We start from the raw sequence: 26,973 nt of genomic DNA, 5'->3' as shown, positions 1-26,973 counted from the left end.
GGGGTTACTCCAGCGCCTTCAGGACGTTGGCCGCCTTTTCCTCGTAGAGCGCCTGCCAGTCGGGCGCCAGGAGGCACTCGACGACTTCGTAGCCGCCCATGGGGTACTCCGAGGCGGGGGGGCCGTAGTGGATGTAGCCGTTGGAGTAGGCGGCGATGAAGGTATGGTCAAAGGGGGAGGCGTTCTTCACGTTGAGGCCGACGGCCGTGAGCATTTCGGTCGGCGAGGACACCAGCACAAAATCCCCGATCCGAACGCCCATGACCTCCGTCGCGACGGTTTCCTCGCCGGAGTCGGCGTTGATCTTCTGGTGGCGCCGGAGGGTGGCGATCTTGTCCTGAATGCGTGCGAGCTGCTCCATGGCGCGGATGTTTCGGATGTACTTGTCCAGGTGCGCGCGGTTCTGCTGGTCGATCAGGGTGAACTCATCGGCGCCGATGGATTCCGACTGGAGGTAGCGGTACTTGTAGTCCAGCGGCTGCTCCGGGTCCATCAGGTGCTTGATATACAGCGGCACAAAGGTCTTCAGGTTCAGGCTCGTGCCGCGAAGCGAGGCGAGAAGCCGGGCCTGATCCGCCTCCAGTTCGGCCACGCGCGCGTCGAAGTCGTCCTTTCGGGGCAGGCGCAGCGGTTCATTGATCACCCGCAGCTCCGCGGGGCTGGTGGCGATGGCGCGGGCGGCCTTCAGCGTGGACAGGCCGAGGATGCGCCCCTCCGGCGCCGAGTCGCGCGCGCGGTTGACGTCCTTGTAGAGGATCGGGGTGATGTCGCCGCCCGCGCCCTGGATAAAGATCGCCATGGCGCCCGGCAGGTTGTCCTCGATGACCTCCGAGGCGAAGCCGGGGTAGTCGGAGGTGACGCCGCCCTCGGGGACGGTGACGTAGGGGTGGCACGCGAAGTTGTAGAGCACGGCCAGCGGGGAGCTGTCCTGTCGGTCCAGCCGGAGCACGCCGATTTCCGGGTCGATCGGCCCCACGCTCTCGACGACCTCATCCGGCGGGGAGGGGTTGCTGTGGCGGATGGTCCAGCCCGTGCCGTCCTTCAGGCGCAACGTGCGGTTCATCGAGATGCGGTCCTCGTGGCCCGCGCCCGCGCCCGCCGTGACGGGCTCCATGGCGCCGTGCGCCCGCTTGACCGCGTCGAACGCGCGGGCGACCTGCTCCTCGTGGGAGCACAGGAAATTGTGCGGGGGGTGGTTGTGGGAGGCGTTGACCAGCACGTGGAGCGGCGGGATGCCCAGCTCCGCCTCGATGCGCGCGCGCAGCTCCGGCAGGAAGGCGTCCGTCACTTCGCCGATTCCGCCGATGGCGGTGACGTCCATCGCGACAATGGCGACGGTCACATCGGCCTGCTGGAGGACCAGGGCCTTCGCGTAGACCGGATCGTTGATGCGCAGCCCCTCTTCGGCGCGGGAGATGTCCGACCTGGCGACGCCCGCGAAGAGGGGCGCGGGGGGATCGGCGAGGGCGGGGAGCGCAAGGCAATACAAGGCACAGATTGCCACAACGAGACGCATCGACATTACTCCTCTACAAATGATGATTTGGAGACTTTCCCGGTGAATTGAGGCAGAACGAACAGCGATTGGTACGTACTATCAGGTCACGTATAGCGTTTGATCCGATTGAAATCGGAACTTTATGCAATGGCGTAGCAGCGTTGCGCTTCGCCGATATGGAGATTTCGATCAACCGCTCTAACTAATCATCAATCAATTGCGCCTCAAGCAATTCTTCGAGGTATTCAGCAAGTGCCGAAACGTCAAGCTGGCCTTCACTCCACTTGACATCCGCGGCCCGTAGCGCTTCGTAATACGGTTGGCGATTATCCCGAATTCGCTCGGGAACAATCTTTTGCCCCGGAAGAAGCCTTCCGTGCTTCATGCAAAGGAGATAATAGCAAGCCGCCCGTGCAGTTCGGCCATTACCTTCAATGAAAGGATGTATCCAGTTCATGCGCCAAAGTACATATGCTGCTAGGTATGTTGGATGATTAATGATCGTCCAGTTCTCATGGACCATTGACAGGCATTGATCCATCAGGTGGGGCACTTTTTCAAAATGGGGAGGAATGTGATTGGCAACGTAAATTGGCTGTTCCCGGTAGCGGCCGCCAAACTGGGCAATGTTTGCAACCGCAACACCATTCAGCGCCCACAGGGTATACTTGTCAAAGGCCTCTATTCCCTTGGCAAAACCAATCTCCATACAATTGGTGAGGAGGTCATATTGGCGAAGAAGGTTCTGCTCTTGAATCCGGGCATGAAGTTCTGGATCGTCACTCTCACGAACTGACATGAATACCCCTCTCTCCAGGAACGCCGATTTAACAAGAGCCGCCTATTGTTATGTGAGAGCCCTATTTCAGGCGAATCCTATGCGACGACTGGCGCACAGAATCTTTGGTGATGAGCGTTGAGTCGGGCGCATTGCCAAAAGCAAAACTTATTCGCTGTTCCCTCAATTCTTCCTCCGACACGTCTTGCGTTTTAGCTTTATTCAACAATTCAAGAAGACGAGGGCGCGTATCTCGTACGTTTAAGAACTGCTTGCGATCCGCCATGACAAGTACTCCTATTGCTGATTGCACCACTTAGCTGGCATGACGCAACTCGAGTCCAATGCGCCTGAAACTCCGCGTCTTCAGGATACATTGCCAAGGCTTGATTTTCAACAGGATTCAATCAAGTTCGTCCTTTGGGTGCTAGATGTGGGTGGTTTTTGTGGGCGGGTACAATGCGTGGTGGAGGAACTCGATTTGCCGACGGCTGACCTCCTTACACCATAGTGAGCGGGCTTGAGCAGCGGGGAGGGCAGACAACGGTCCCCATGGGCGCCCGCGGCGAGTTAATTCCATTGCTGAGCAATACCGAAACCACACACAGGCTGGTAGTCCATTCCGCTCTCCGGGCCTGGGTGCGGCCGGGGCCGCGGCATGCGGCTGAGCGTGCTCTCAGCAAAACCAGCTCTTTCCGAGGCGTTAATCGCGGCGCGTCCGGGTGGAGCCTTTGGACGATGCAGCCTTCCTCAGGAGCGGGGGCGATCCAAGCCGGAAAACTTGCCTGCTTTCCGTCCCGGATCTACAATCAGGCGTGTATGCCAACCCAACCGGGGAGAATTGAATCATGAAACGAGCCATCTGTCTGCTGACCACCGCCTTGTTGATGACCATGGGAGCCGCCGCCGTGCACGCGCAAACGAACACGTTGGACCATCTGTACCAGCTGAAGGACGCCAAGACCCGATCCATCAGCCCGGAGAATTTCACGGGCGAGAAGGGGAAGGGGGGTATGGCGACGCTGGAGGAGGGCACGGCGTCGCGTGCCGCGCGGGAGCTGGGGCAGGGTTGGAAGGTGAATCCCTATGTGCACATTGAGCCGGGAACGACGTTCACGCTGGGCGAGATTAACGAATCCGGCGTGATCAACCATATCTGGATGACACCGGTGGGCGATTACCGCCTGATGATCCTGCGCTTCTACTGGGACGGCGAGGAGACGCCTTCGGTGGAGGTTCCGGTGGGCGATTTCTTCGCGGCGGGCTGGGGCATGGGCAACGAGCCGCGGATCACGTCCCTGGCGGTATGCGTGAACCCGCGCAGCGGCTTCAATTCGTACTGGCAGATGCCGTTCCGGAAGGGCGCGAAGGTCACGATGGAGAACCTGGGCGAGAAGCGGGCGACGGTCTATTACCAGATCGACTATTCGCTGGAGGCCGTGCCGGAGAACACGCCGTACTTCCACGCGCAGTTCCGCCGCGTGAACCCGCTGCCCGAGAAGGAGGACTACACGATTGTGGACGGGATCCAGGGCCGGGGCAATTACGTGGGAACGTACCTGGCCCATGGGGCGAACAGCCCGGGCTGGTGGGGCGAGGGCGAGATCAAGTTCTATATGGACGGCGACACGGACTTCCCGACGATCTGCGGCACGGGCGAGGAGGACTATTTCTGCGGGTCCTACGGCTACTCGGAGCATGAAGTCGACGGCAAGGTGCGCTACGAGAGCTTTACCAGCCCCTACACCGGCTTCTACCACGTGGAAAACTACGAGGGCCCGCAACGCCGCTTCGGCCAGTACCGCTGGCACATCACGGATCCGGTCCGGTTTGAAAAGGATCTGCGGATTACCATCCAGAGTCTCGGCTGGCAGAGCGAGGGCCGCTACCTGCCGCTGCAGGACGACCTGGCGTCGGTGGCGTACTGGTACCAGCTGGAGCCGCACAACCCGTTCCCGCCGCTGCCGGCGAAGGAAGATTTGATTATCGTGGACGAGTAAAGCGAAGGCGTTACGAGACGAATTCGGGGCGCGTGCGGCGCGGTTTCGGGGGCGGCCCGCCCGCGCGTGCCGTTGCGCGCCGGTCGCAGCTCCCACGCTTCTTGTCCCGGCGGTCGAGCGGGCGCCATACTCCCCGGGTTGGCTTTCAACCCGAGGAATTCCGATGCGACCCCAGTTCTTCTTCAGCGCCCTTCTTGTGATTGCTCTCGCTTCTGCCGCCGCCGCGCAGCAGGCCGAGCCGTGGGAGTCGGCTTACACGGGCGACGACGCGGCGGGCGAACACGTCATCGCGTTCTGGAACTTCGAGGGCGAGGGCGGCGCCGTTGCCGATGCCTCGGGAAAGGGGCATGACGGCGTGCTGGACGGCGCGGCGCGGGTTCCCGAAGGGCGCTTCGGCGCGGGGCTCGCCTCGTATCCCGGGCACCCGGTGGAGGACGTGCGCCACGCCATGCGCGCGCCCGACGCGCCGGAACTGTCGCCGCGCGGCGCCTTCACCGCGGAGATGTGGATACGCCCGAGCGAGGCGATTGCGGACTATCCGGATTCCTTCCTGCTGGACAAGAAATACGTCGCGCACGATGACTACCAGTGGATTCTCGGGCCGGCGGACGGGAGCGGCCTGCGGCGCATGCGGGTAGTGCTCGGGTTTGGCGAAGATTCGGAGACCTGGTGGGATGGCGGGGGGCTGTCCTACGAACCGGGCGTGTGGCGTCACGTTGCTTTCACCTACGACGGCGCGGGGACGGTGCAGTTCTTCCGCGATGGGCGGTCGGTGGGCCGTTCCACGAAGCCGGGTCGGGGGCCGGTGCACCCTGGGGCGCACGGGCTGTCGATCGGCGATCGCGTGGGCAGCCTGTACCACGGCTTTCCCGGCACGATCGACGAAGTCCGGCTGACGGAAGGCGCGCGGGAATTCCGTCCGCTGGTGGTGTCGGCGGCGCACGTGCGGACGGCCTGGGGCCGGATGGAGGCGGATGCGCGCCTGGGCTTCACGCTGACCAACGCGCGGCGGGCGCCACTCACGGGGGTGACCGCGACGGTGCGCGTTCCGGGAATGCCGGAACAGGCCTACACGCTGCCCGAACTGGCTCCGGGCGGATCGGCGGACGTGGCGTACGCGCTGGACACGTCGCTTCGCCCGGGGGAGTACGCGGTGGCGGTCACGTATGCGACCGGCCCGGAGGAAACCGCGTACCGGAACACCGACACGTTCCCCGTGACCATCGTGCCGCGCCAGCCGCCCCACCGGATGCCCGTGGTGATGTGGGGCGTGGGCGGGGTCGAAGGCGTTGTGGAGGAGTTGCCGCGATTGAAGGAGTTGGGCTTCACGCACTGCCTCGGGCTGCGCTGTGATTACGACGCCGTCTGGCGGGCGGGCGCGCCGGTTCCCGCGCAGGATTCGCGGAACCTGGACGCGAGCTACCGCATGCTGGACCGGGCCTTTGCGGAGGATTTCGGCGTCATCATCAGCCTTGGCGTGGGGCACTGGCTCGATGCGAAGACCGAACTCCTGCGCATCGGCCGCGACGGCGCGCCCTACGAGCGCGTGAACCCCTGCTGCCTGACGCCGGGTCTGCTGGACTTCTCCAAGAATGTGGGGCAATCGGTGGCGCAGAGTTATGGCGATTTTCCGGCCTTCCAGGCGGCCCTGATCAACACGGAAGTGCGGGACAGCTCGCAGGTCTGCTTTCACGAGCACGATCGCGCGGCCTACCGCGCGGCGACCGGCCGGGAGATCCCGGAGGAGGCGCAGCACAAGAACGGCGTGCGCTGGAGCGAGATTCCGGATTTTCGACCGGACCGCGCCGTTCCGGATGATCACGAATTGCTCCAGTACTACCGCTGGTTCTGGAAGGTGGGCGACGGGTGGAACGCGATGCACTCCGCGGTCCACGACGGCTTGCGGGAGGCGGGCGATGACTTCTGGACCTTCTTCGATCCGGCGGTGCGCGTTCCGTCGATCTGGGGGAGCGGCGGCAATGTGGACTACCTCTCCCACTGGACCTACAGCTATCCCGATCCCGAGCGCATCGGGCTGGCGGCGGACGAACTGTTCGCGATGGCGCGCGGCGGGCGGACGGGGCAGGACGTGATGAAGATGACGCAGATCATCTGGTACCGGTCACAGACCGCGCCCGCCGAGGGCACGGTAGCGGCGGCGCAGTCCGCGTGGGAAGACTACGATCCCGACGCGGCGTACATCACGATTGCGCCGGCGCACCTGCGGCAGGCCTTCTGGAGCAAGATCGCGCGGCCGGTAAAGGGGATCATGTACCACGGCTGGCAGTCGCTTGTGCCGGCGGAAGGCGGATCGGTGTACCGCTACACGCACCCGGAGACGCGGCATGCGCTGAAGGAATTAGCGGCGACGGTCGTGCGTCCCCTGGGTCCGACGCTTCTCCAGACGCCCGCCGCCCCTTCGGACGTGGCTTTTCTGGAGAGTTTCACCTCGGAGATGTTCGCCGGGCGCGGGACCTACGGCTGGGGCGGGTCGTGGGGCGCGGACGCCTACCACATTCTGCGCTTCGCGGGCCTGCAGCCGGAGATCGTGTTCGAGGAGAGCCTCCAGCGGGACGGGCTTGATCGTTATCGCGTGCTGGTGCTGGCCGATTGCGATGTGCTGCCCCGGAGCATCGTGGACGCCGTGCGGGCCTTCCAGCAAGGGGGCGGCATTGTGGTGGGGGACGAGCGGCTTTGCCCCGCGATTGCGCCGGACATCACGATACCCGTCTATACGCGCGTCAAACAGGCGGATGTTGACAAGGCGGCATTGCTGGAGCGGGCCGCCGCACTCCGCGAACAGCTCGCGGGGCGTTATGCCTGGCCGGTGAGGTCGTCCAACCCCGAGGTGTTGACGTACCGCCGCGCGTACGGGAGCTCGGAGTATCTTTTCGCGATCAACGACCACCGGGAGTTCGGGAGCTATGTTGGCAGCCACGGCCTGGTGATGGAGAACGGCCTTCCGGCGACCACCACAATCGATCTGGCGCGGGCGGGGCACGTGTATGACCTGGTGGCGTCCCGCGAGATTCCCGTGACGCCCGCGGAGGACGGCACGCGCTTCGATCTGCAACTGGAGCCCGGCGGCGGGCGGATGTTGCTGGTAACCGCAAGACCCATCGCCTCGATCGCCGTGAGTGGGCCGGAAGAAGCGCAGCGCGGGAAACCGGTTGCGCTGACGGTTACGGTGGCGGACGCCGAAAGCCAGCCGGTGGATGCGGTGGTTCCCGTGGAGCTCGATATCCGCGACCCCGACGGGCGGGCGGCGGAATTCAGCGGGTATTACGGCGCGAAGGACGGCGTCTTGCGGGTGGACCTGCAAATCGCGCCGAACGATACGCCGGGCATGTGGAGCGCCCGCGCGCGGGAAGGGGCGACCGGGCAAGCGGCCTGGCATTTCTTCCGGGTGGGCGGGGACTGATCCCGTTGCGCGTTATTTCGCGTCAAGCGTGCCCGGTTCGCGCGCCGGGAGCGCCAGCGCGGTCCAGACCAGGTAAATGAACAGCGTCTGGACGAAGACGTTGTCCCAGAGGGGGAAGGAGTAGATGGTGTTCATCGCCTCGCGCCAGCGGCTGCCGAATTCGCGGCCCTCGGCTTCCGCGGCGGCTTTCAGTCCCGGGTAGATGATCTCCCAGCGGATCAGGAAGAAGAGGGCGACCGCGCAGATGGCGGCGAAGCAGGCGTGGGGCCACTGCGCGCGGGCGTAGGCGCGGCGGACATCCTCCGGCAGGCGCGGGTCGCGCGCGGCGCGGCGCACGAGCGCGCCGAGCCAGGGCACACCGCCCAGGAACCCCACGACGATGAACAGCGCGCCGAAGTAATGCACCCGCGTCCAGCGCAGGGGGCCGATGATGGCATCGCGCGTGTCGGGGAAGAGCCCGACGATGATGATACCCGCGCAACCCGCGAGCAGCAGGCCCGGAAGCACGCGTGGGGCGCGGCGGGCCCAGGGCGCGGCGCGGCGCCAGGAATACAGCACGAGCGGGATGGACGCCAGGCCCCAGGCGGTCATGGCGATGCTGAAGAGCCACCACGCCCGTGGATTGCGGTCTTCCTCCCAGCTGCCGAGGTAGCTGAAGGTGTGGGTGAGGATGGAGAAGTTGTTTTCGGCGGGGAATAGCCACCAGCACGGGAGGATGAGCCCGTAGAAGCCAACGATGAGGGCGGCGAGATAGACCCGGAGCGCGCGGGGCGTGAAGCGGCCGTTGGCGATGGCGGTGAGAGCGTGCATGGGGATTTCCGTGGGTTGCCGGTGGCGGGGATTGTAGCACCCGACTGCCGCGCCATTCACGCGCCAGGCGTCGCAGTGGATTTGAATCAGATTTGTGTGCTCACGTAGGCTTCAGCGAGGCCGTTGCGCTCCCGTGTTGGTCGTCGCACGAGGCTCTTCGGTAAACGAGGCAGCGATGCAGATTTCAGAGCGCCAGTGCGCGCAGTTCAGAGACTTGGGCTACCTGATCGCACCCAACTTCCTGGACGCGAACGAATTGGAATTGGTGCGGGGCGTCTGTGACGCGTCCGTGTCGGAAATTGAGGCGGACATGCGCGCGCGCGGGGTAACCGAGGATCGCATCAACGTGCTCGGCAAGAAGTACTTCGTGTTGAGCGCGCGCAAGACCCATCCGGAGCTGCTGCCGTTGATCTTCGGCGAGAAGGCGGCGTCCGTCTGCCGCGCGACAATCGGGGATACGGCCTACCTGCACAACGAACAGTTCGTGGTGAAGATGTCGGATGAGGCGACGAGCTTTGCCTGGCACCAGGACAGCGGCTATTCGGTCTATTCCGGCGGCGCGGCGGAGCACACGCCATATCTCACGTGCTGGATCGCGCTGGACGACATGAGCGAGGCCAACGGCACGATTTCGGTATTGCCCTTTGAGCGCGCGCCCTCCCGCGGCCTCCTGCCCCATGCGTGGGACGAATCCGCCCACGCCATGGTGGGCTACGGCGGCGACGACCCCGGCGACCTCATCGAGGTCCCCGCGGGGACGCTGGTGGCTTTTTCGAGCTTCCTGCTGCACCGGAGCGGCGCGAACACCACCGGTCGCCCGCGGCGGAGCTATTTCGTGGCGTACACGCCGACATTATTCACCCACGGCGATCCGGCGAAGGGCGTCTACAGCAGCGGGGACCCGCTATTGATTGACGGCGTCCCGCAGGAGAGCTGTTGAGGGGCCAATGCGCAGTTCGGTAACGTTTTCACGCCGTTCACGCTCCGCCAATACCCCCTGCGCGGTATGGCGGGCGGCCGTTCAATCCACAGGATCCCCCTCATGTTCGCATCGATCTGTATCGCCCTGATGGCCCCGCTGGCCGTTGCGCAGCCCGCGATTACCGACTACCCCACGCCGCAGGAGGCGATCGACGCGCATCCGGGGGAGATGATCTATGTGCCGCCGGGGGTTCACACGATCGATGCTGCGCTGTTTCTGCGCGGCGAAGGCGGGGGGCTGTATGGGCCGGGCGCCATCGAACAGACCAATCCGGGCGCGAGTATCGTGACGGTGGAAAAGGCGAGCCTGGTGCGGCTGGAGGGCGTCACGCTGACGCGGAGCGCGGCGGACGAACCGGCGCGGGGGCCGGGACTGTTTATCCACAAGAGCCGGTTGGTGGACGTGCGCGGTGTGCGGGTGCTCGACCACCATGCGCGGGACGCGGCGATTGAAATACGCGGCAGCGAGCAGGTGACGGTGAAGGATTGCCTGGTGCGCAACTACAAGTGCATCGCCATCGACGATCGCACGGCGTCGCCGCTGTATGGCTATGCGTTCCGTGCGATCGACGGTACCGGCATTCTCGTGACCGGCAGCCGGGGCACGGTGATTGAATCGAACCGGGTTATTGAGGAGCGGCTGCTGCCGACCCGGGAGGCGAAGGAGCAATATGGCCTCGGCGAGCTGACCGTGCGGCCCGGGGAGAAGGGCCAGCTTATGCCGCGGGAGGCCTGGGAGACCGGCTACGTGAGCAACTGGCACCAGGGCTCCGCCATCGTGGTGACCGGCCCGCGCGAGACGAGCCACACGATCATCCGCGGCAATTACCTGCAAAATTGCGCCCAGGGCATCGATATCCACTCGGACCACGTCATCGTGTCCGACAACATTGTGGACCACGGGTTCATGGGCGTGAAGATGACGCACGGCAGCCGGAATGTCACGGTGACGGGTAACCTGCTGACCCACATCGACCTCTGGGGCATCCTCATCAATCCCGGCGCGGCCTCGGAGCATGCCGTGCTGGCGAAGGAAGGCGCGCCGGCGAAGGCGGGTAACCACGACAGCGGCATCATCATCGCCAACAACCAGATCACGGACTTCGGCTACGGCCACGAATACTGGAACTGGGGCGGGCGGAACGAGGGCAACGGTGGGTACGGCATCTTCCTTATGGACAAGCAATTGGAGGAAAACCCGAACCTGTCCGACATCCTCATCGAAGGCAATATCGTGTACGATTCCGGTCGGGATGGCGTGCTGGTGGATGGGGAACTCGTGCGGGAAGGCCCGCGCTACCAGTACGCGCTGTGTGTGCGGTACACGCCCGACAGCCCGCATTTCCCGAAGAATGTGGTCGTGGGGGAGAATATCTTTCATGCGGGAAAGGACGGGGTGTGTAATCAGGAACTGCCGTTGGGGAGCGAGTAGCGTAACGGGCAAAGAAATCAGTGGGCATTCGGTGCTATTGTAAACCATAACGTTATGGTTTATGCTTTACGTATGATCTTCGATGCCATAACCGAGAAGAAGAAGCGGCTTGACCGCTACCGGCCTCTCCCCCCCGATCTTGTGAAGAATCTGGAGGACTGGTATCGCGTCGAGCTGACCTATACCAGCAACGCCATCGAAGGGAACACGCTCACACGTCGCGAAACGGCCCTGGTGCTGGAGAAGGGGCTGACGGTTGGGGGGAAATCGCTGCGGGAGCACCTGGAGGCGGCGAACCATGCGCAGGCGATCGACTGGGTTCGGGACCAGGTGCGGCGGACCCCGGCGGACCTGGGCGAGCGCGATATGCTCGCGATTCATTCGCTGATTCTCAAGGGCATAGACGATATTAACGCGGGACGTTACCGGAACATTGCGGTGCGCATCGCGGGCTCTACGGTTGTGTTGCCGAATCCCATGAAAGTTCCGGACCTGATGGCGGACTTTGCGGCGTGGCTGGCGGGGGCGAATGATCTGCACCCGGTGGCGCTGGCGGCGGAGGCGCATTACCGCCTTGTGACGATTCACCCGTTCGTCGATGGCAATGGCCGAACGGCCCGGCTCCTGATGAACCTCTTGCTGATGATGGCGGGCTACCCGCCGGCCATTATCCAGAAGCGCGAGCGGCTGGCCTACATCGGCGCACTGGAGAAAGCGCAGACCGGCGGGTCGAAAAGCGGCTACGAGTCGCTCATCTACCGGGCGGTTGACCGCTCTCTGGAAATGTATCTCAAGGCGGTGGAGGGCGAAACGTTGTTGCCGTCCGACGGCGGCGCGTTGCTCAAGATTGGAGCCCTGGCGGCGCGCGCGGGGGTCGCCAACTCCACGATCCGGCATTGGACCAAACTGGGCCTGCTTGAGGTGGCGGAGGTGGCGGAGTCGGGATACCAGCTCTATGCGCCGGAGATGATCGAGCGGATTGAGCGGATTCGTGCATTGCAGGAGCAGCGGTATACGCTGGATGAAATTAAAGCGATGTTGGAATAATCGAATGGCGCCGTGGCTCACGAAGGCGCACTGTCCGGGTTAACAAGTCTGCGCTTGAATCCGGTAGCGCTCTATGCGCGCCGTTTGGGCCTCACGCACAGCAACAGGATCAGCGATAACAGCGGCGCGAGCGATGCAAGGCTGGAGTTCTTGGCGGATTCCGGGCTGCAAGCAACGGGCGATGGTCTCTCGCGTTCACCCTCACCTTCGCCTTCGCCTTCGCCTTCACCGCTGGGAATGGCTTGTGCGTCGTTAATCGCCTCGAAGTCCAGCATTCCGCCGTCTTCGTTTATCGTGTAGTCGAATCCATCGGCAACACCGTCGAACTCCAATGTTGGATTCTCGAAGCTGAGCGCGCCGCCGACCACAATCACCGTCGCGGTCTCGCCCGCGCGTGGCAGGTACCCATCGACAAAGTTCATGCGAACTGTGACCTCACGCAAGACTGCATCGCCATTCACTACGAGCTGGCCGGCCTCGCCTGGCGCCGCGCCGCCTACATCGATCGCGATCACGCCGCCTTCGACTCTTAGATTGCCGTCGATGGTTAACGTCGGATCCACGTCGCCCTGCTTGGCGGCCTTTCCGTCCGCCACGACGACGCCCGGCGCTATCGTGCCTTCGACGGTCACGCCTTCCCCGGCCAGGATGAAGCCGTTGCCCTCGATGGTGCTGCCGGCGCGCACCGTTACGCTTTCCGCCAGCACCCCCGCGCCGTTGTGCAGCGTGAGGCGGCCGGTTCCGAGCACCGCCGTCGTGCCGTTGCCCTCGACGACCGTGCCTAGTTCCACGAACGGTGTGCTCCACAGCGCCAGCGTGTTGTCAAGCCGCACGTGGCCGTCGCCGCCCTCATCCGCCCCGACGAATGCCCCGGCTCTGGATTCGATCACCGAACCCAACGATCTGATTTGTCCTTCGCCACGCACACCCACAAGCAACTCGCCTTCGACCGTCAACGCCGCGCTTTGAAGGTCAGTGATTTCGGTAATTAGCACGATGCCTTCGCTGCCCGCGTCGCGGCCTATGGTCAACCTGCCGGGAACGAGCAGTTGTGTGCCTTCGTCAACCCGCAGTACACCGCGACCTGCGCCGCCCACCGTCACATCGTTTTCGGGAGACCAGCGCGCGGAAACGTCAAACATAAAAAACCGGCCTTCGCTGCCCGCTTCCGCGCCAATTACCGCTGAGCCGCCACTGGTGAGTTCGCCGCCGGAGCGAAGAATAATCTGCCCCTGACCCGCGCCGCCGACAATCAGGTTATCCATCTCCCAGGTCGAGACTGCCCCGCCCTTGGCGGAACTTCCGCCGATAAGGGCGTTGCCTTCGCTGCCGGGGTTCACACCGAGGTGTACGTCGTGGCTCACGACGGCGCCGCCCGACTCGATCCGCAGTTGCCCGGACCCTGATAAACCGATGGCGGTGTTCCCCGTCGACCATATTGATGTCACTTGTTTCGTGGCTGAACCCGTAACGCGCACGAAACCTTCGCTGCCCGCACTGTCGCCCACGCGGGCCTCCGACGCCGACACGCCAGCGCCGTCCCCAATTTCCAATGTCCCCACGCCGCCGAGCCCCACGCTCATGCGTCCAAAATTCTGCCAGATGGCCCCATTCTCGGCAATGACGGTCCCAGTCGCCCCCGAGGCGCGCCCGATGGCGCAGTGCACGCTGGTCAGTACATGGCTGTCGAGCCGGAGCGCCGCGATGTTCCCCGCGCCGTCTCCTACACGCAGCGAGCGATTGGCGCCGATCAACGACGTCGACTCGACTCTGTACGCGCCCTGCGAAAACGTCACCGCGCCGCGCCGCACCGAGACGCGCTCTGAACTCGCCTGCCCAAAGGTTACCAGCGATTGCGTGTCGAGATTGAACACCGCCGTTTCTCCCGCGCCCGGCACGCGTTGCGGATCCCAGTTCAGCGCGTTGTCGAACGCCCCCTCGGCCGCCCCCCAGAAAATCTCTTCCTCTTCCTCCCCTTCGCCCTCGCCTTCTCCGCCGCCGACGGCGCAGCCGAAGAAATTGGAACCGCACGGCCCTTCAATGGCGGGATCGAATGCGCAGGTTCCGCTGTACTCGACCGATTGATTCAACAAGCCGCGCGTACCCGTGAAGGTCATGGAACCCGGGGTCGCCGCACCAGAGATTCCCGTAATGTCGTCCGTTAGAAACCGCGCTGACGTTACGAATCCCCCCGGGTCCCCTTCAAATAAGCCGTCCCCATCGTCTCCCCCCAAATATGATCGTCCTTCGAAGGTAACCCAGAAGCGCGTCTCATTGAACTCCGGTTGCCGTTCCGACCGTATATATGAGATTCCTGAGATTACGCCGTCCAGGACTACAGGGGTCGCACCCGGCTCCCTGAGCGTGAGCGTACCGACGTAAACGCCGCCGAAACACTCGTCGAATTGCGCGTATGCGACGTTGAAGGTCGAGAGACAGCATGCGACAAGCGAGAAAACGGGAAAGGTCCGCATGGTATTACACTCCCTGGTTATGTTCGCGCACCCCCGCGAAAGCGCTTTTGTCAGCGACTGCTCCCCGGCTGGGCGCCCGGCCGGAATCCCATACGCCGGCATTTCCCGCCCGCGCGAAGCGGTTTTTTTTGCGTAGCAACTTCAAAGAACCGCGGGGGGCCCGGGAATCCTTTTCCCCGTTGTTTCCGGGACGCCTGCCGGGCCTACTCCAGAGCAGGCCGAGTACGCCAAGTACGAGCGCGGCGACGAGCCAGTCCGCCCACGCGCCGCCGGAGCCATGGCTGCTGCCTGCGTGGCAGCCAATGGGCTGTTTTGGTTCCTCGCCTTCGCCCTCACCTTCGCCTTCGCCTTCGCCTTCGCCGCCGGGCTCGGTTGTGGAGACGCCGTCCGTCAGCGCTTCGAATTCCAACGCGCCTTCTTTGGTGTTGATGCGGTAGTCGAAGCCGTCTTCGAGGCCGGTGAACTCGAGCACGAGATCCGCCGCCGCCATCGCGCCGCTCACCTGGATGAGGTCGAGCGTGTCGCCGGCCCGCGGGGCGTGGCCGTTGGTGAAGTTGAGGAGTACCGCCGTACCGTTGAGGGTCAGGGCGCCGTCCACGATGAGCGTGTCGTATGCGCCCGGGGCCGCGCCGCCGACGGCCAGGTCGATCGCGCCGCCCGCCATCTCGATATCGCCAATGATCGTGAGCGCGCCGTGACCGCCGGCGCGCTCGGGGGAGGCCATGGCGCCGCCGGCCTGCTTCGCGGACGGGGGCTGCACCCATACGCCCGCGGCCAGCGCGCCCTCCACGCGGTTGCCCGCGCCGGGCGGCGTTTCGATCGTGCCCGCGCCGTAAATGCCGCTTTCGGGCAATACAACCAGATTGCCGCACGACACAAATGCCCCGTTCTGAAGGATGAGTATTCCGTTGGCGGACGGGCCGTCCTGGAGCGCGAGGGCGTCGCCCAGCCCCAGGGCGCCGGCGATGAACCAATCCGCATTGTCGATGGTGGCGACGCCGGATCCGCCGGCGAGGGCCCCGAGCGTGACCTCGCCCATGTAGCTTGCCGCGCCATCCGAAATGCTGAAAAAACCGGCGCCCCGCCCGCCGATGATCGTTGTGGCGTCATCCGGCATCACGATGGCGCTTGGTGTGCCCCCGGCTTCGCAGGCGCCGGTGACGGCGACCTCGCCCACGCCCGTCTCTTCGAATCCGACGGCCAGGAGTTCGGTTTCCAGGCTTCCGCCACGTTCGATTTCAAGCGCTCCCGCTCCGTGGCCGCCAACGGTGAGTTTGGCGGCCTGGAGGCGCGTCCCGCATTCCTCGATCAGCACGGAGGCCGACACCTCCGGCTGGCTGGCGATGACCGTGGTTGCCTCGACGTCCGCCACCGACACCACCGCGCCGCCGTTCGCCCACAGGGAGGCGCCGCCGCCGTCGCCCAGGGTCAAGTGACCGGCCTCAAGTAGCGCCGACTCGCCGCTGACGAACGCCAGGCCTTCGGAACCGCCGTGCAGCCCGAGGACCATCGTGTTGGCGAAAATGGCATCGCCGGCGACATTGACGATTCCGGTCCCGTGCACGCCCACAGCCATGCTCGTGAACACGGCCGATGGCTCGGCGCCCGTCCCATTGGAGCCGGCATTGAGCGTGCCCCCGCCATCGGCCTGGTTGCCCAGCAGCACTTCGCCCGCGTTCAGGCGCCCGTTTTCGCCGAGGTCGACCCGGCCCGCGCCCGACTCCCCGATGGTCAGGCGCCCGTCCACGCGCCACGCCGAGGGGGAGCCCAGCGGGCTGAGCGAAACCGCTCCGTTCGCCGCGGCGCTCTTGCCCAGCATGGCGAAGGGCGAATTCAGCGTGTGGCCCGACGCCAGCGTTAACTCCGGGGAATCCGCCGCGTCGTTGCCCACCACGAGGGAGGGGTCGCCCGGCGAGCCGCCGGCCAGGGTGTACGAGCCATCGAAAAACCACACCTCCCCCCGCTCCACACGGGCCCGTGAACTCTCCGCCGTCCCCACGCCGACCACATACGACTGGTCCTTGTCGAATACCGCCGTGTCCCCGGCGCCCGGCACACCCCGCGGCTCCCAGTTCGTCTCGTCCTCGAAGGTTCCGTCAAGGCCCTCCCAGAAGTAGATTTCGGCGTCGGGGGCATTCACCGGGGACACGCCAAGAGATATCTGAATGATGGCCGTGGCGTCTTCGGCAAAGCCCTGACCTTTTCGAGTTCCGCGCTTTGACACGGGCGAAAAGCCGCGGTTCCGCATTTCGATCGTGTATGTGCCGGGAGTCAAGATGGCCGAATGGTTGAGATTGACGTCATTCCTATCGGGCGAAATCCGGGTTTCAACGTCGAACATCAAGTCTGCCGCCGGACCGCCGGATACGTTCACTGACGCGGCGCCGAGATTATCGCCGGCGCCACCACTTGTGATGGCCTCGGCAAGGCCGGAGACTTGAAGTTCGGCGTCTCCGCCGGTGACCGATACGACGACCGTAACATCAATCGCCGCGCTCGCCTCCATGGACCTGTCCGCATTGGGAATCAAACCGCCTCTCGCGGCCGATGCCCCCAGCCACATTGAGAAGCCGCTTACAGGATTTGTGCCGTCCGACGCGGGCAAATTGAAGACCGACGCGTCATTGATACCGATCGCTCCCGATGCCTGGACACCGCCTTCGGACGCCTGGACGAGGAGATAGAAATCCTCGGCATCCTCCAACGAATCGCGGTCCGACACCAGGGTGAAACTGCCCGAATCCTGTTCCGATTGGCTGTCGGTTGCGTCACCGGAGGTCGCGGTTGCCGCCGCCTCCATGCGGTACGTGGCCTGCGTTATCGACACGTGCGCCTGGGCGTGCGCCAGCGGCGCCAGGACGATAGACAGCCCGGCGAACAGCGCAAAGTGAAAGCCGGCTTGCATGAAGTAACTCCTCCCGGGGCGGTCCGATCCAATTCGCGGCCCGCGGCATTGAACCGCCGTTTTTGTTGTGTGGTGGCCGCACACTCCGTTGCGTCCAGATTAAAGGCCTTTAAGCAAGTACGTATTCGCCCCAACAAATACATTTACTACAAATCATTCGTATAGAAATGATTGTACTATACTTTTCTCTGCTTGGAAAGGGTCGTTGCGGGCTGAGACAACCAGGAGTTCGGGCGCCCCGCTTGGCGTATACGTATAGAACGCTGCAATCAAATAACTTGGGCGCGCGCCGGTGTGACTTTTGGGGCAGGCGCTGTAATGGCGCGCGCCCGGATGCGAACTGCCCGGTGTTCGCAAATGCGGGCGCGAACTTATGTTGGAAGGGTCAGGTGGGGCGCGACCGGCGTGAAGCCAGAATCAGCAGCATCGCCACCAGTGGAGCCAGGGCAACCGGAGTGGCCGATCCGCTATCCGTCTGTCCACAGGCAACGGGCGACGGTCTCTCGCCTTCACCCTCGCCTTCTCCTTCTCCTTCTCCTTCTCCACCCGGACCCGTTGCGCCGTTCATAGCTTCGAAGACCAGCATCCCTCCTTCGGCAGTCACCTCAAATTCAAACCCTTCGTCCGCGCCGCTGTACGTGAATGTCGTGGCGTCGTCCATGGTGACGTTGCCGGCGTTGAGGAATGGGATCTGGTCGCCCGCGGCGGGCCGGTAGCCGTCGATGAACACGAACTGGACGCGGGCGCCCTCCAGGGTGGCTGTTCCGGTGACGTTAATGGTGTCAAAATCGTCTTTTCCCGGGCCGCGCGCTTCGATAATGATTGCGGCGCCATTGAACGCAACGTCTCCGGTGAAATCGAGCGCCCCCAGCGAATTATCCGGGGTTGTCTGCTTCAGGCGCCCGGCCGGTTCGGGATGGGCATGGCGCTTGATCTCCCCTTCGGCCGTAACCGTCACGCCCGGCGCGACGCTGCCTTCGATAAACGCGCCCAACGCGGTCGAGATTGCGCCCGTGCCTTCGATCCGGCTCTCGGGCGTAACTTGAAGCACGGCGCCCACCTCCACCTTGCCTTCTACCAACTTGAGGACGCCGAAGCCGGGTGATTCTTCCGGCCCCGGGGACCCGAACACGGTTTGTCCCACGCTGAAGCCCCGCTCCACGACCCAGGTGGCGTGGTCCAGGGTAACCAGCCCATCGCCCTCGGGCTGGCCGCCGATTTCGCACAGGCGCGAAGTGATCCGGGCGCCGTTCGTGGCGGTGAGCGTGCCGGTCCCGTATGCGCCCACCTGTATGGCGCCTGTGACTTCCAGATCGGCGGATTCGCCGGGCTCGCCCGGGCCGCCGATCTGGACCGTGCCCGAAGCGGCCAACATACCGGGTGCGATGGGGCCGACATACAGGATGCCGAAGTCCAGCTGGCCGCCATTCTCCGACATCAGGCTTCCGGCGCCGCCCGGCCCGACGAATACTTCGCCGGGCGTGGCGAGGAATGAGAGCGAGCCGCTGACGATCACAGAGCCGCTCGATCCCGCGGCGTTGCCGATCGTCATTGAAATGGAACTGCCGAGGGCGCTGCGGAGTACGCCACCCGAGCCAACGTGCACCGTGCCGGTTCCCTCATTGCCCACCACAAGATCGCCCTTCAGATTCCAGAACGCGAAATGGCCCGATTCCAGGATAGTCAGTTCGCCCGAAGCGCCGGGAAAAACGCCCACCTGCGTTTCTCCAGTTACCACGTTCCTGTTCCGCAGGGTGAATACGCCCTTACCCTCCAAGCCGATGGCGGTGGCGTCCGCTGCCAGCGTGGCGGTGTCCTCCTGCTTCGACGTGTCCCCGGGCCCGGTGTCGGGCAGCGCGACATCCACGGAGCCCTCGCTGCCCGCGCTCTCTCCAAGCAGCAGTTCGGCGGTATTCAGCCTGGCGTCGTTGAGGAGCGTCAGGGTCCCGAAGCCGCGCTGCCCCACGGTCAGGCTCGCGTCATTCGTCCAGAGCGTGCTGTCCATGGAGTCGACGCCGGCGGTGCTCACGGCGGAGCCGCCGATCACGGTGTCCCGCGTATGGAAATCACTCAGGAGCAGCAGCGCGGTCGCGGAATCCTCGGCGTCGCCCCCGACCACAAAGGACGGGCTTTCCGCATCGCCGCCGGACAATGTGTACGAATTGCCGGAAAAAAGGACAAAGCCGCGCTCGACGATCGCGCGGCCCGTCTCCTGTGTGCCGATGCTAATCGTATAGACGGCATCGCGGTCGAAGATAGCGATATCGCCCGGGCCGGGCACGCCGGTCGGCTCCCATTCCCCCGAGCCGGTGTAGCTCCCGTCGTTCGCCTCCCAGAAGTAAACCTGGCCCGGGGCCGGACCCGAAGCGGTGACGCTGAAGCTCGCCTCCGCCATGGCCGAGCCTTCGCCGCCGATGCCGGGCAGGACATTTGCGCCGGCCACCAACGTGTAGGACCCCGCGTCCAGCGCCTGATTCACGTTGACCGTGGCATTCTCGAGCAGGCCCGCCTCGGGCGATTCCGGGGTTCGCACCTGGATATCGACAACGTCGCCATCGCGAGCGAACACTTGAAAGCGCGCGCTATAAAAGCCGTCGGTTCCGGAACTGCTCAGATTGCCGGTCGCCGTCAGCGTCGCGCCGCCCTCCTCAATGGTGAATTCGATGAACCCAGTTCCGCCGCCCTGATGGGATCTCGCGTTGGTGAGCGCCACCGAACCCGACGCGGAACCCGAGATGCTCCCGGTAAACCCGCTTGCATTGGGCGTGATAGTGATAGAAGCGCTGGCGCTTCCGGCGGACCCGCCGGAACTGGAATTTACCGCGCCACCGCCGGAATACTCCCCTGGTTCCAGCACCCTTGAGTCTATCTGGCTGGAGTTGGGTTCCGGGCTGCTGCTCGATGCCGTAGCCGTGTACCGGATACGATCGATGACGATTTGCCCCTGCGCCCCGCACGCCGCGGCGGCGGCGAGCGCGATCATAAAAACAACACAGATGCGTGACAGCGTGGTCTTGCCCATCGGGAGATCTCCTCAAATTCCCGACCCAGGATAGAAGCACGATGGAAGCAGTATAGCCGAAAGCCCGGGTATTGGGAAGCAAAAAACGTCCCGAAGCACGTCCCGGGCGGCTTTTAACGCCTTGGCGCTACGGGGTACACTACAAGCCGCGCTCGCGCGCCCTGCCGCGCGCAACCCAGGTCAGGTTTTTCGCATGAATCATATCCACGCTTTTTCCGCGCGCCTCGCCGCTGTCACGCTACTTCTCGCCGCCGGATGCGCGCGGGAGGCTTCTGAAGAGCCCGCTGCTTCCGGCGCGTCGCCCGGCGCGGGCTCCCGAGACGCCATCCCCAACACCCACGCGACCTTCGTGAAGGATGAATCGTGCCGGCAGTGCCACGAGCGGCAGTTCGACCTTTGGATCGGGTCGGATCACGAGCGCGCAATGGACCATGCGACGCCTGATTCGGTGCTGGGCGATTTTGACAACGCGGTGTTCACGCATTTTGAGGAGACGTGGCGTTTTTTCCGCGAGGGAAACGCGTACAAAGTGGGCGTGCGCGAGGGCGAAGGCGAGGAGTTGGTGTATCACGTGGAATACACCTTCGGCGTGCGCCCGCTGCAGCAGTATCTCGTGCCGTTCGAAGGCGGGCGCTACCAGTGTCTGCCGGTGACGTGGGATGTCGATAAGAAGCAGTGGTACCACCTGTATCCCGACGAGCCCATCGACGGCGGGGACCCGCTCCACTGGACCGGGCGCCTGCAGAACTGGAACTACATGTGTGCGGAGTGCCACAGCACGGACGTACAGACGAATTTCGACAATGCGGGCAATTTCTTCAACACCACCTACTCGGATATCAATGTGGGCTGCCAGGCCTGTCACGGGCCGGGTTCCGCGCACCTGGAATGGGCGCAGGCCCCGGAACGCACGCGCGACAACGAATTCGAGAAGCGCGGCATGCTGGTGGACTTCAAGTGGAACGGGCCGCAGTACCAGGTCGACCAGTGCGCCCGCTGCCACTCGCGGCGGGCGCCGTCCGTCGCGGAGGACGATCCCGCGCGGACCTATCACGACAACTTCCGGCTGAGCACACTGCAGGAGGGGCTCTATTATCCCGACGGCCAGATCCTGGACGAGGTGTATGTGTACGGATCGTATATTCAGAGCGGGATGTACCACGCCGGGGTGCGCTGCACGGACTGCCACGATCCACACACCGCGCGAGTCATGGTGCAGGGGAACGACCTGTGTATTCGGTGCCACAACAACATTCCGCTGGTGAACTTTCCGACGATGAAGCCGGGCGTCTATGACGACAAGTCACACCATTTCCACGAGCCCGGCACGAGCGGATCGTTCTGCGTGGATTGCCACATGACCGAGCGGACCTACATGGGCATCGACGCGCGGCGGGATCACAGCTTCCGCGTGCCGCGCCCGGATCTGTCGGTGCTGCTGGGCGTGCCCAACGCGTGCAACGGCTGCCACACGGACCAGGACGCGTCGTGGGCGGCGGAGAAGGTGAAGGAATGGTACGGCCCAGATTCGCGCTCCGGGACACCGCACTTCGCCACGACGATTGCGGCGGGCCGCGCGGGGGAGGCGTCCGCCGAAGGATCGCTTGCCGAGTTGGCGCACGACGCGGAGACGCCCGCCATCGTACGCGCGACGGCGCTGGAGCTGCTGCGAGAGTATCCCGGGCAGGCGGCGACCGACGCATTGCTCGCGGCGCTGAAGGACGAGTCGCCGCTTGTGCGCACGCAGGCGGCGGCGGGCATGGACCGGATCCCGCCCGCGTCGCGCGGCGAGGCGGTCGGGCCGCTGCTGCTCGATCCGATGGCGAGCGTGCGCAACGAGGCGGCGCGGCTTCTGGCGGGGATTGACGGGCTGGGCAGCGAATTGCGCACCGCGCGGGACGATGCCGTGGCGGATTATGTGGCGCTGCAGGAATCCATCGGCGACCAGCCCGAGGCGCACCTGAACCTGGGGCTGCTGCGCATGGCGCAGGGCCGGACCGAAGCGGCCGAGGCGTCCTACAAGTTCGCGATCGAACGCGATCCCCGATTCATTCCGGCGCGCGTGAACCTGGCGAACCTCTACAACACGCAGGGGCGCAACGCGGAAGCCGAGCGCCTGCTGGCGGAGGCGCTGAGCCTCGCGCCGAACGAGGGCGAGCTGCACTACTCCATGGGCCTGCTGCTCGCGGAGATGTCGCGTCTCGACGAGGCCGCGGTGTACCTTCAGCGCGCGTCGGAATTGCTGCCGGGCCGGGCGCGCGTCTTCTACAACTACGGGCTGTTGCTTCAGCACCAGAACCGGCGCGCCGAGGCGGAGGCCGCGCTCGAACAGGCGCACCGTATCGACGGGGGGGACACGGGCATCCTGCAGGCGCTTATCATTCTGTACCTCCAAGAGCAGCGGATCGGCGAGGCGCGACCCTATGCGGAGAAGCTCCTCGCGCTCGATCCGGACAATCCCGAGCTCCAGGCCTGGGTGGCCGGCATCCTCCGGGGGTGACGCGTGGTCCCGTTGTTCGCCGCGCCGGGAATCGGGTAGGCTGATCGCGTCCGCGTGCTGGTAGCGGCTATACCCGAACCACGGAGTCCGATCATGCCACGATTGAACGATATCCTTCGCCGAAGTGTCCTTGCCGCGCTTTGCATGTTTCTGGCCGGGCCCGCGCCCGCGGAATTCGCCTCCGTGGCGGACGCGATGGACGCGGTTGTCACGCGGATGTACGCCACACTGAGCGAGGCGGAGCTTACCGCGCTGGACGATGCGGCGGTGCAGGACTTCATCACGCCGGAAGAGCGCGCGGCCCTGGCCACGAAGCACTGGTACTTCGATGTGGACGTTCCGGTGGTCGTGTCCGTGCTCCGGGAAACGGGCCAGGCCGCCGTGCCGTTCTGGTTGGCCGAAGCGGGCTTCACGAAGACGGATCTCGTCGTGACGAACGTGCAGAACTGGCAGTTTGAGGTCTGGCAGAAGACCTTTGAGGCGGGGCGCGTCGGACTGGGGATCAATGGCTTCGACCGGCACCGCCCGCACTACCTTGTCGCGGTCGGCCCGAAGGATCCCGGGGCGAAGGTGAACATTTCCAACCTGCACCCGGCGCAATACTCGATCGAAGTCATGCAGCCGGGCGCGAAATGCTACCACGACTGGTCGGAGAACGTGCTGAAGGATGTGCCGGAATCGCTGCGCGGCCAGCATCTGCTCACGACGATTCGCGGTCGCGCGCGTGACGCCCACCTGATCGGTGGCTTCCGCCAGACGCCCTATCCCTCCTCGGACGCGCCCGACCAGATCATGCTTACGTGGAGCGCGGACCCGAAGACGACGCAGACGATTCAATGGCGCACGGGAACTGGGGTATCCGTGGGCCAGGTGCGCTGGCGCGAGAAAGACGGCGGCGCCAGCGGGATTGCGCCGTCGTCCGTGATCCGCATGCAGGACCGGATGCTCGCGAACGACCGCTACATCCACCGCCACACCGCCGAGATTCACGGGCTGAAGCCGGGCACGCGCTATGTCTACGCGGTCGGAAGCCCGGCGGCGGATCGCTGGAGCGACGAGGCCGAGTTTGTGACGGCGCCCGCGAAAGCCGGTCCGGTGACCTTCCTGGTGACCGGGGACACGCACCAGAAGGAATCGTGGGGCGCGCTTATGGACGCGGCGCTGGCGCGCCACCCGGCGTCCGCGTTCTACGTGATCGCGGGCGACCTGGTGAACACCGGGCAGTACCACAGCGACTGGGACGAGTTCTTCCACCACGGGCGGAACATCTTCCGGACGCTGCCGGTGGTTCCGACGATCGGCAACCACGACGCCATCGATGGGCTGGGGCCGGGCGTGTACCTCGACCTTTTCGCGTTGCCCGGAGACGGGCCCGAGACGCTCAAGCCGGAGCAGGCCTATGCCTTTGAGTACGGCGACCTGCTCATGATCAGCCTCGATTGCACGGCGGAGATCGCCGTGCAGAACGCCTGGCTGGAGGCGGTGCTGCAGCGCAGTACGGCCACGTGGAAATTCGCGACGTACCACTTCCCGAACTACGACCCGAACTACCGCGAGGATTACCAGGCCATCACCGACAACTGGGGCGCGCTTTTCGACCGCTACCATGTGGACCTGGTCTTTCAGGGGCACACCCACCGCTACCTTCGCTCCAAGCCGATCCGGGGCGGCGAAGTCGTGCAAGATCCGGCGGACGGGACCATTTACATCGTGAGTATCGCGATTCCCAACCGCGAGCGGCCCGCGCCGGAGGTGGACTACATCGAGAAGGCGCTGTCCGGCATCCCGCTTTATCAGACCGTTCACATCGACGGGAAGAAGCTGACCTACGAGGCGCGCGACGCGGAGGGCGCGGTACACGACGCGCTGGTGATCGAAAAGCCATAATTGGCCGGCAGCCGCGCGCGGTTTCCGCGCGAAACACATGCAAGAGGAGCGCATACCGTGAAGCACGTGGTTACGTTGTTTATCGTATTACTGCCCGCCGCGTCCGCGCTGGCCGAGGCGCCGGTCCTGAAGCACGCCGAAATCGCGGCGCTGCAACTTCCCGATGTCCGCATCGAATCGGTCGCCCATGTGCCGCCCTCCGCCGAGGGAAGCGGCGAGGCCGGGCACTTGAAGGTCGACGGCATCATCGGCCCCGCGATCCGCTTCGAGGTGCTCTTGCCCGACGACTGGAACGGGCGCTTCGCGATGGGGGGCGGCGGCGGGCTGGTGGGTTCGGTGCAGAACGGCATTCGCAACTCCGTGCACCGGGGCTACGCCACCGCGGGTACGGACACCGGCCACCAGGGCCGCGGCACGGACGGCAGCTGGGCGCTGGATGACCTGGAGGCGCTCGTCAATTTCGGCCATGTGGCCATTCACCGCACGGCGGAGGTTTCCAAGGCGCTGATCCGCGCGTATTACGGGCGGAACCCGGAGAAGTCGTATTTCGTGGGCTGCTCGCGCGGCGGCGGCCAGGCGATGATGGCGTCCCAGCGCTACCCGGAGGATTTCGACGGCATTGTCGCGGGCGCGCCGGCCTTCCACTGGACCGGATTCGCCGCGCTGGGCATTCACATCGCGCAGGCGCTGTACCCGGACCCGGAGAACATGACGGAGACCGTGCTTTCGCGCGACGACCTCAACCACCTGTACGCCGAGGTGATGAAGCAGGCCGACGCGCACGACGGGCTGGCCGACGGGATCATTGACGATCCGATCGGCGCGCCGTTTGACCTGGCGAAGGTCCCCGGTCTGACGGCGGAGCAGCGCGCGGCGATCCAGGCGATTTACGATGGCCCGCACAATGCCGACGGGCCCATTTACCCGGGGCTGCCGATTGGCGCGGAAGGTGGCGAAGGCGGCTGGTTTGAATGGCAGGTGGGCCCGATCCCCGATCTGGTGAACCTGGGTTTCGCGTTCAGCACGAATATCTTCAAGTATTTCGTGTTCCAGGATCCGGACTGGGATTATTCCACCTACGATTTCGACCGGTGGAAGAAGGACACGCGCGTCGCCGGGTCGGTGCTCAATTCGATCGACCCGGACCTGGACGCGTTCAGGGATCGCGGCGGGAAGATCATTCTATGGCACGGCTGGGCGGATGCGGCTTTGCCGGCGCAGGCGACCATCGCCTATTACGAGCAGGTGATTGCGCGCGATCCCGATGCGATGGATTATGCGCGGCTGTTCATGATTCCCGGGTGCTACCATTGCGGCGGCGGCCCGGGCGTATCGCGGGTGGACTGGCTGGGCGAAATCGTGAAGTGGGTCGAAGCGGGCGTTGCGCCGGATGCCATCGTGGCGGAGAAGAACGCGGGCGACGATCAGCCCGCCATGGCGCGCCCATTGTATCCCTACCCCGCGCGGGCGCAGTATGATGGCGATGGCGATCCGAACGACGCCTCGAATTTTGTGAAATACGTTCCCGGGGAGTAGGGGTTGTGGGACAGGAGGGGTTCTGCTAGCGTCAGGTTGAAAACACGCCGATGCGTCAACGTTTTTTCGACCGCCATTACCCTCTCCGAAATACGTATTACCTTAGCCCGAACGAAGTACAGTGGCGAAACCAGAGCGACTTGCGGAATAAAGGCTACGTGTAACTATGGAGCGCCGGCGGCCCGCCGGCAGATTGCGCCGCTGGCGCAATACAGCGTTCTGGACATGCTACCGTCGCATCAGAAGCCGCGTGTCATCGGATGGCCCCGGCAACGTATTCTTGCACCTTCGGCGCCATGCCGGCGCTCCATGCACACCGGCTCCATTAGTAAAAACAAATACTGTTCCGCACTTTAGACCGCTAAAGTGTTACTGCAATACTATGATACGGGCTTTAAGCCCTGGCCGGAATTCTCCGCGATCTACCACCTGGGCCGTTGGCCCAGGCTGGTATGAGTGGCGCCTTTGGCGCTTGGACAGGCGGGACGCCTATCCTGCTTTTGCGCCTTCGGCGCCGGACAGGCGGGACGCCTATCCTACTTTTGCGCCTTCGGCGCTGGACAGGCGGGACGGTTATCCTGCTTTTGCGCCTTCGGCGCTGGACGGGCGGGACGCCTTTCCTGCTTTTGCGCCTTCGGCGCTGGACAGGCGGGACGCCTATCCTACTTTATTGTTGTTGAAG

The 26,973-nt window shown here is 64.5% G+C and carries 15 protein-coding genes; 8 read left to right on the top strand and 7 right to left on the bottom strand.

Annotation, left to right across the window (positions count from 1 at the left end):
- Positions 1 to 4: 4 nt before the first annotated feature.
- The 3 genes from KF886_16315 to KF886_16305 form a co-directional block, all read right to left on the bottom strand.
- A complete protein-coding gene (locus KF886_16315; GenBank protein MBX3178921.1) occupies positions 5 to 1,516 on the bottom strand; it encodes a hypothetical protein in 1,512 nt (503 codons plus the stop codon).
- 184 nt (positions 1,517 to 1,700) lie between these two features.
- Positions 1,701 to 2,297 (bottom strand): Fic family protein, encoded by a 597-nt coding sequence (locus KF886_16310; GenBank protein MBX3178920.1) that lies wholly within the window; start codon positions 2,295 to 2,297, stop codon positions 1,701 to 1,703.
- A 61-nt stretch (positions 2,298 to 2,358) separates the two neighbouring features.
- Positions 2,359 to 2,562 (bottom strand): hypothetical protein, encoded by a 204-nt coding sequence (locus KF886_16305; GenBank protein ID MBX3178919.1) that lies wholly within the window; start codon positions 2,560 to 2,562, stop codon positions 2,359 to 2,361.
- A gap of 562 nt (positions 2,563 to 3,124) precedes the next feature.
- Between KF886_16305 and KF886_16300 the strand changes: the two genes are divergently transcribed.
- Together KF886_16300 and KF886_16295 are read left to right on the top strand one after the other, a co-directional pair.
- The gene (locus tag KF886_16300) at positions 3,125 to 4,276 is read left to right on the top strand and encodes a DUF2961 domain-containing protein (protein ID MBX3178918.1); all 1,152 of its coding nucleotides are present in this window, start codon (positions 3,125 to 3,127) and stop codon (positions 4,274 to 4,276) included.
- Between the two features lie 163 nt (positions 4,277 to 4,439).
- The gene (locus KF886_16295; GenBank protein MBX3178917.1) at positions 4,440 to 7,697 is read left to right on the top strand and encodes a LamG domain-containing protein; all 3,258 of its coding nucleotides are present in this window, start codon (positions 4,440 to 4,442) and stop codon (positions 7,695 to 7,697) included.
- 12 nt (positions 7,698 to 7,709) lie between these two features.
- On the opposite strand, the gene KF886_16290 is transcribed toward KF886_16295, so the two are convergent.
- Positions 7,710 to 8,507, bottom strand: a complete 798-nt coding sequence (locus KF886_16290) for a hypothetical protein (protein MBX3178916.1) — start codon at positions 8,505 to 8,507, stop codon at positions 7,710 to 7,712.
- Positions 8,508 to 8,682: 175 nt separating this feature from the next.
- Here KF886_16290 and KF886_16285 point away from each other — a divergent pair, with 175 nt between their 5' ends.
- The 3 genes from KF886_16285 (at position 8,683) to KF886_16275 (ending at position 11,967) form a co-directional block, all read left to right on the top strand.
- Positions 8,683 to 9,447, top strand: a complete 765-nt coding sequence (locus tag KF886_16285) for a phytanoyl-CoA dioxygenase family protein (protein MBX3178915.1) — start codon at positions 8,683 to 8,685, stop codon at positions 9,445 to 9,447.
- 102 nt (positions 9,448 to 9,549) lie between these two features.
- Positions 9,550 to 10,920 carry a right-handed parallel beta-helix repeat-containing protein gene (locus tag KF886_16280; GenBank protein MBX3178914.1) on the top strand — a complete coding sequence of 457 codons (1,371 nt, stop codon included), beginning with the start codon at positions 9,550 to 9,552 and terminating at the stop codon, positions 10,918 to 10,920.
- Between the two features lie 54 nt (positions 10,921 to 10,974).
- Complete coding sequence (locus tag KF886_16275; protein MBX3178913.1) at positions 10,975 to 11,967, top strand: Fic family protein; 993 nt, start codon at positions 10,975 to 10,977, stop codon at positions 11,965 to 11,967.
- A gap of 71 nt (positions 11,968 to 12,038) precedes the next feature.
- Here KF886_16275 and KF886_16270 read toward each other — a convergent pair whose 3' ends face one another.
- From KF886_16270 to KF886_16260, 3 genes are all read right to left on the bottom strand, one after another.
- Positions 12,039 to 14,084, bottom strand: coding sequence for a hypothetical protein (locus KF886_16270; protein ID MBX3178912.1), 2,046 nt, complete (start codon positions 14,082 to 14,084; stop codon positions 12,039 to 12,041).
- Between the two features lie 361 nt (positions 14,085 to 14,445).
- Entirely contained in the window at positions 14,446 to 17,346 is a 2,901-nt protein-coding gene (locus KF886_16265; GenBank protein ID MBX3178911.1) for a hypothetical protein, read from the bottom strand.
- Between the two features lie 385 nt (positions 17,347 to 17,731).
- Positions 17,732 to 20,368 (bottom strand): hypothetical protein, encoded by a 2,637-nt coding sequence (locus tag KF886_16260; GenBank protein ID MBX3178910.1) that lies wholly within the window; start codon positions 20,366 to 20,368, stop codon positions 17,732 to 17,734.
- A gap of 193 nt (positions 20,369 to 20,561) precedes the next feature.
- Here KF886_16260 and KF886_16255 point away from each other — a divergent pair, with 193 nt between their 5' ends.
- The 3 genes from KF886_16255 (at position 20,562) to KF886_16245 (ending at position 26,291) form a co-directional block, all read left to right on the top strand.
- Positions 20,562 to 22,868: a tetratricopeptide repeat protein gene (locus KF886_16255; protein MBX3178909.1), complete on the top strand. Its 2,307-nt coding sequence runs from the start codon at positions 20,562 to 20,564 to the stop codon at positions 22,866 to 22,868.
- A 93-nt stretch (positions 22,869 to 22,961) separates the two neighbouring features.
- Positions 22,962 to 24,755, top strand: a complete 1,794-nt coding sequence (locus KF886_16250; protein ID MBX3178908.1) for a metallophosphoesterase family protein — start codon at positions 22,962 to 22,964, stop codon at positions 24,753 to 24,755.
- 57 nt (positions 24,756 to 24,812) lie between these two features.
- Positions 24,813 to 26,291 (top strand): tannase/feruloyl esterase family alpha/beta hydrolase, encoded by a 1,479-nt coding sequence (locus KF886_16245; GenBank protein ID MBX3178907.1) that lies wholly within the window; start codon positions 24,813 to 24,815, stop codon positions 26,289 to 26,291.
- The last annotated feature ends 682 nt before the right edge of the window (positions 26,292 to 26,973 follow it).

This window comes from Candidatus Hydrogenedentota bacterium, from assembly GCA_019637335.1.
Taxonomy (GTDB): domain Bacteria; phylum Hydrogenedentota; class Hydrogenedentia; order Hydrogenedentales; family JAEUWI01; genus JAEUWI01.
Note: the sequence above shows the minus strand (reverse complement) of the source record. Positions and strands in the feature narration are given on the sequence as shown.

Bases quoted from the DNA above. Each gene is read 5' to 3' on its own strand.
- KF886_16275 (MBX3178913.1), top strand. From the start codon at position 10,975: ATGGTTTATGCTTTACGTATGATCTTCGATGCCATAACCGAGAAGAAG.
- KF886_16260 (MBX3178910.1), bottom strand. From the start codon at position 20,368: ATGGGCAAGACCACGCTGTCACGCATCTGTGTTGTTTTTATGATCGCG.
- KF886_16310 (MBX3178920.1), bottom strand. From the start codon at position 2,297: ATGTCAGTTCGTGAGAGTGACGATCCAGAACTTCATGCCCGGATTCAA.
- KF886_16265 (MBX3178911.1), bottom strand. From the start codon at position 17,346: ATGCAAGCCGGCTTTCACTTTGCGCTGTTCGCCGGGCTGTCTATCGTC.
- KF886_16295 (MBX3178917.1), top strand. From the start codon at position 4,440: ATGCGACCCCAGTTCTTCTTCAGCGCCCTTCTTGTGATTGCTCTCGCT.
- KF886_16315 (MBX3178921.1), bottom strand. From the start codon at position 1,516: ATGCGTCTCGTTGTGGCAATCTGTGCCTTGTATTGCCTTGCGCTCCCC.
- KF886_16250 (MBX3178908.1), top strand. From the start codon at position 22,962: ATGCCACGATTGAACGATATCCTTCGCCGAAGTGTCCTTGCCGCGCTT.
- KF886_16270 (MBX3178912.1), bottom strand. From the start codon at position 14,084: ATGACCTTCACGGGTACGCGCGGCTTGTTGAATCAATCGGTCGAGTAC.
- KF886_16300 (MBX3178918.1), top strand. From the start codon at position 3,125: ATGAAACGAGCCATCTGTCTGCTGACCACCGCCTTGTTGATGACCATG.
- KF886_16290 (MBX3178916.1), bottom strand. From the start codon at position 8,507: ATGCACGCTCTCACCGCCATCGCCAACGGCCGCTTCACGCCCCGCGCG.
- KF886_16255 (MBX3178909.1), top strand. From the start codon at position 20,562: ATGAATCATATCCACGCTTTTTCCGCGCGCCTCGCCGCTGTCACGCTA.
- KF886_16280 (MBX3178914.1), top strand. From the start codon at position 9,550: ATGTTCGCATCGATCTGTATCGCCCTGATGGCCCCGCTGGCCGTTGCG.
- KF886_16285 (MBX3178915.1), top strand. From the start codon at position 8,683: ATGCAGATTTCAGAGCGCCAGTGCGCGCAGTTCAGAGACTTGGGCTAC.
- KF886_16305 (MBX3178919.1), bottom strand. From the start codon at position 2,562: ATGGCGGATCGCAAGCAGTTCTTAAACGTACGAGATACGCGCCCTCGT.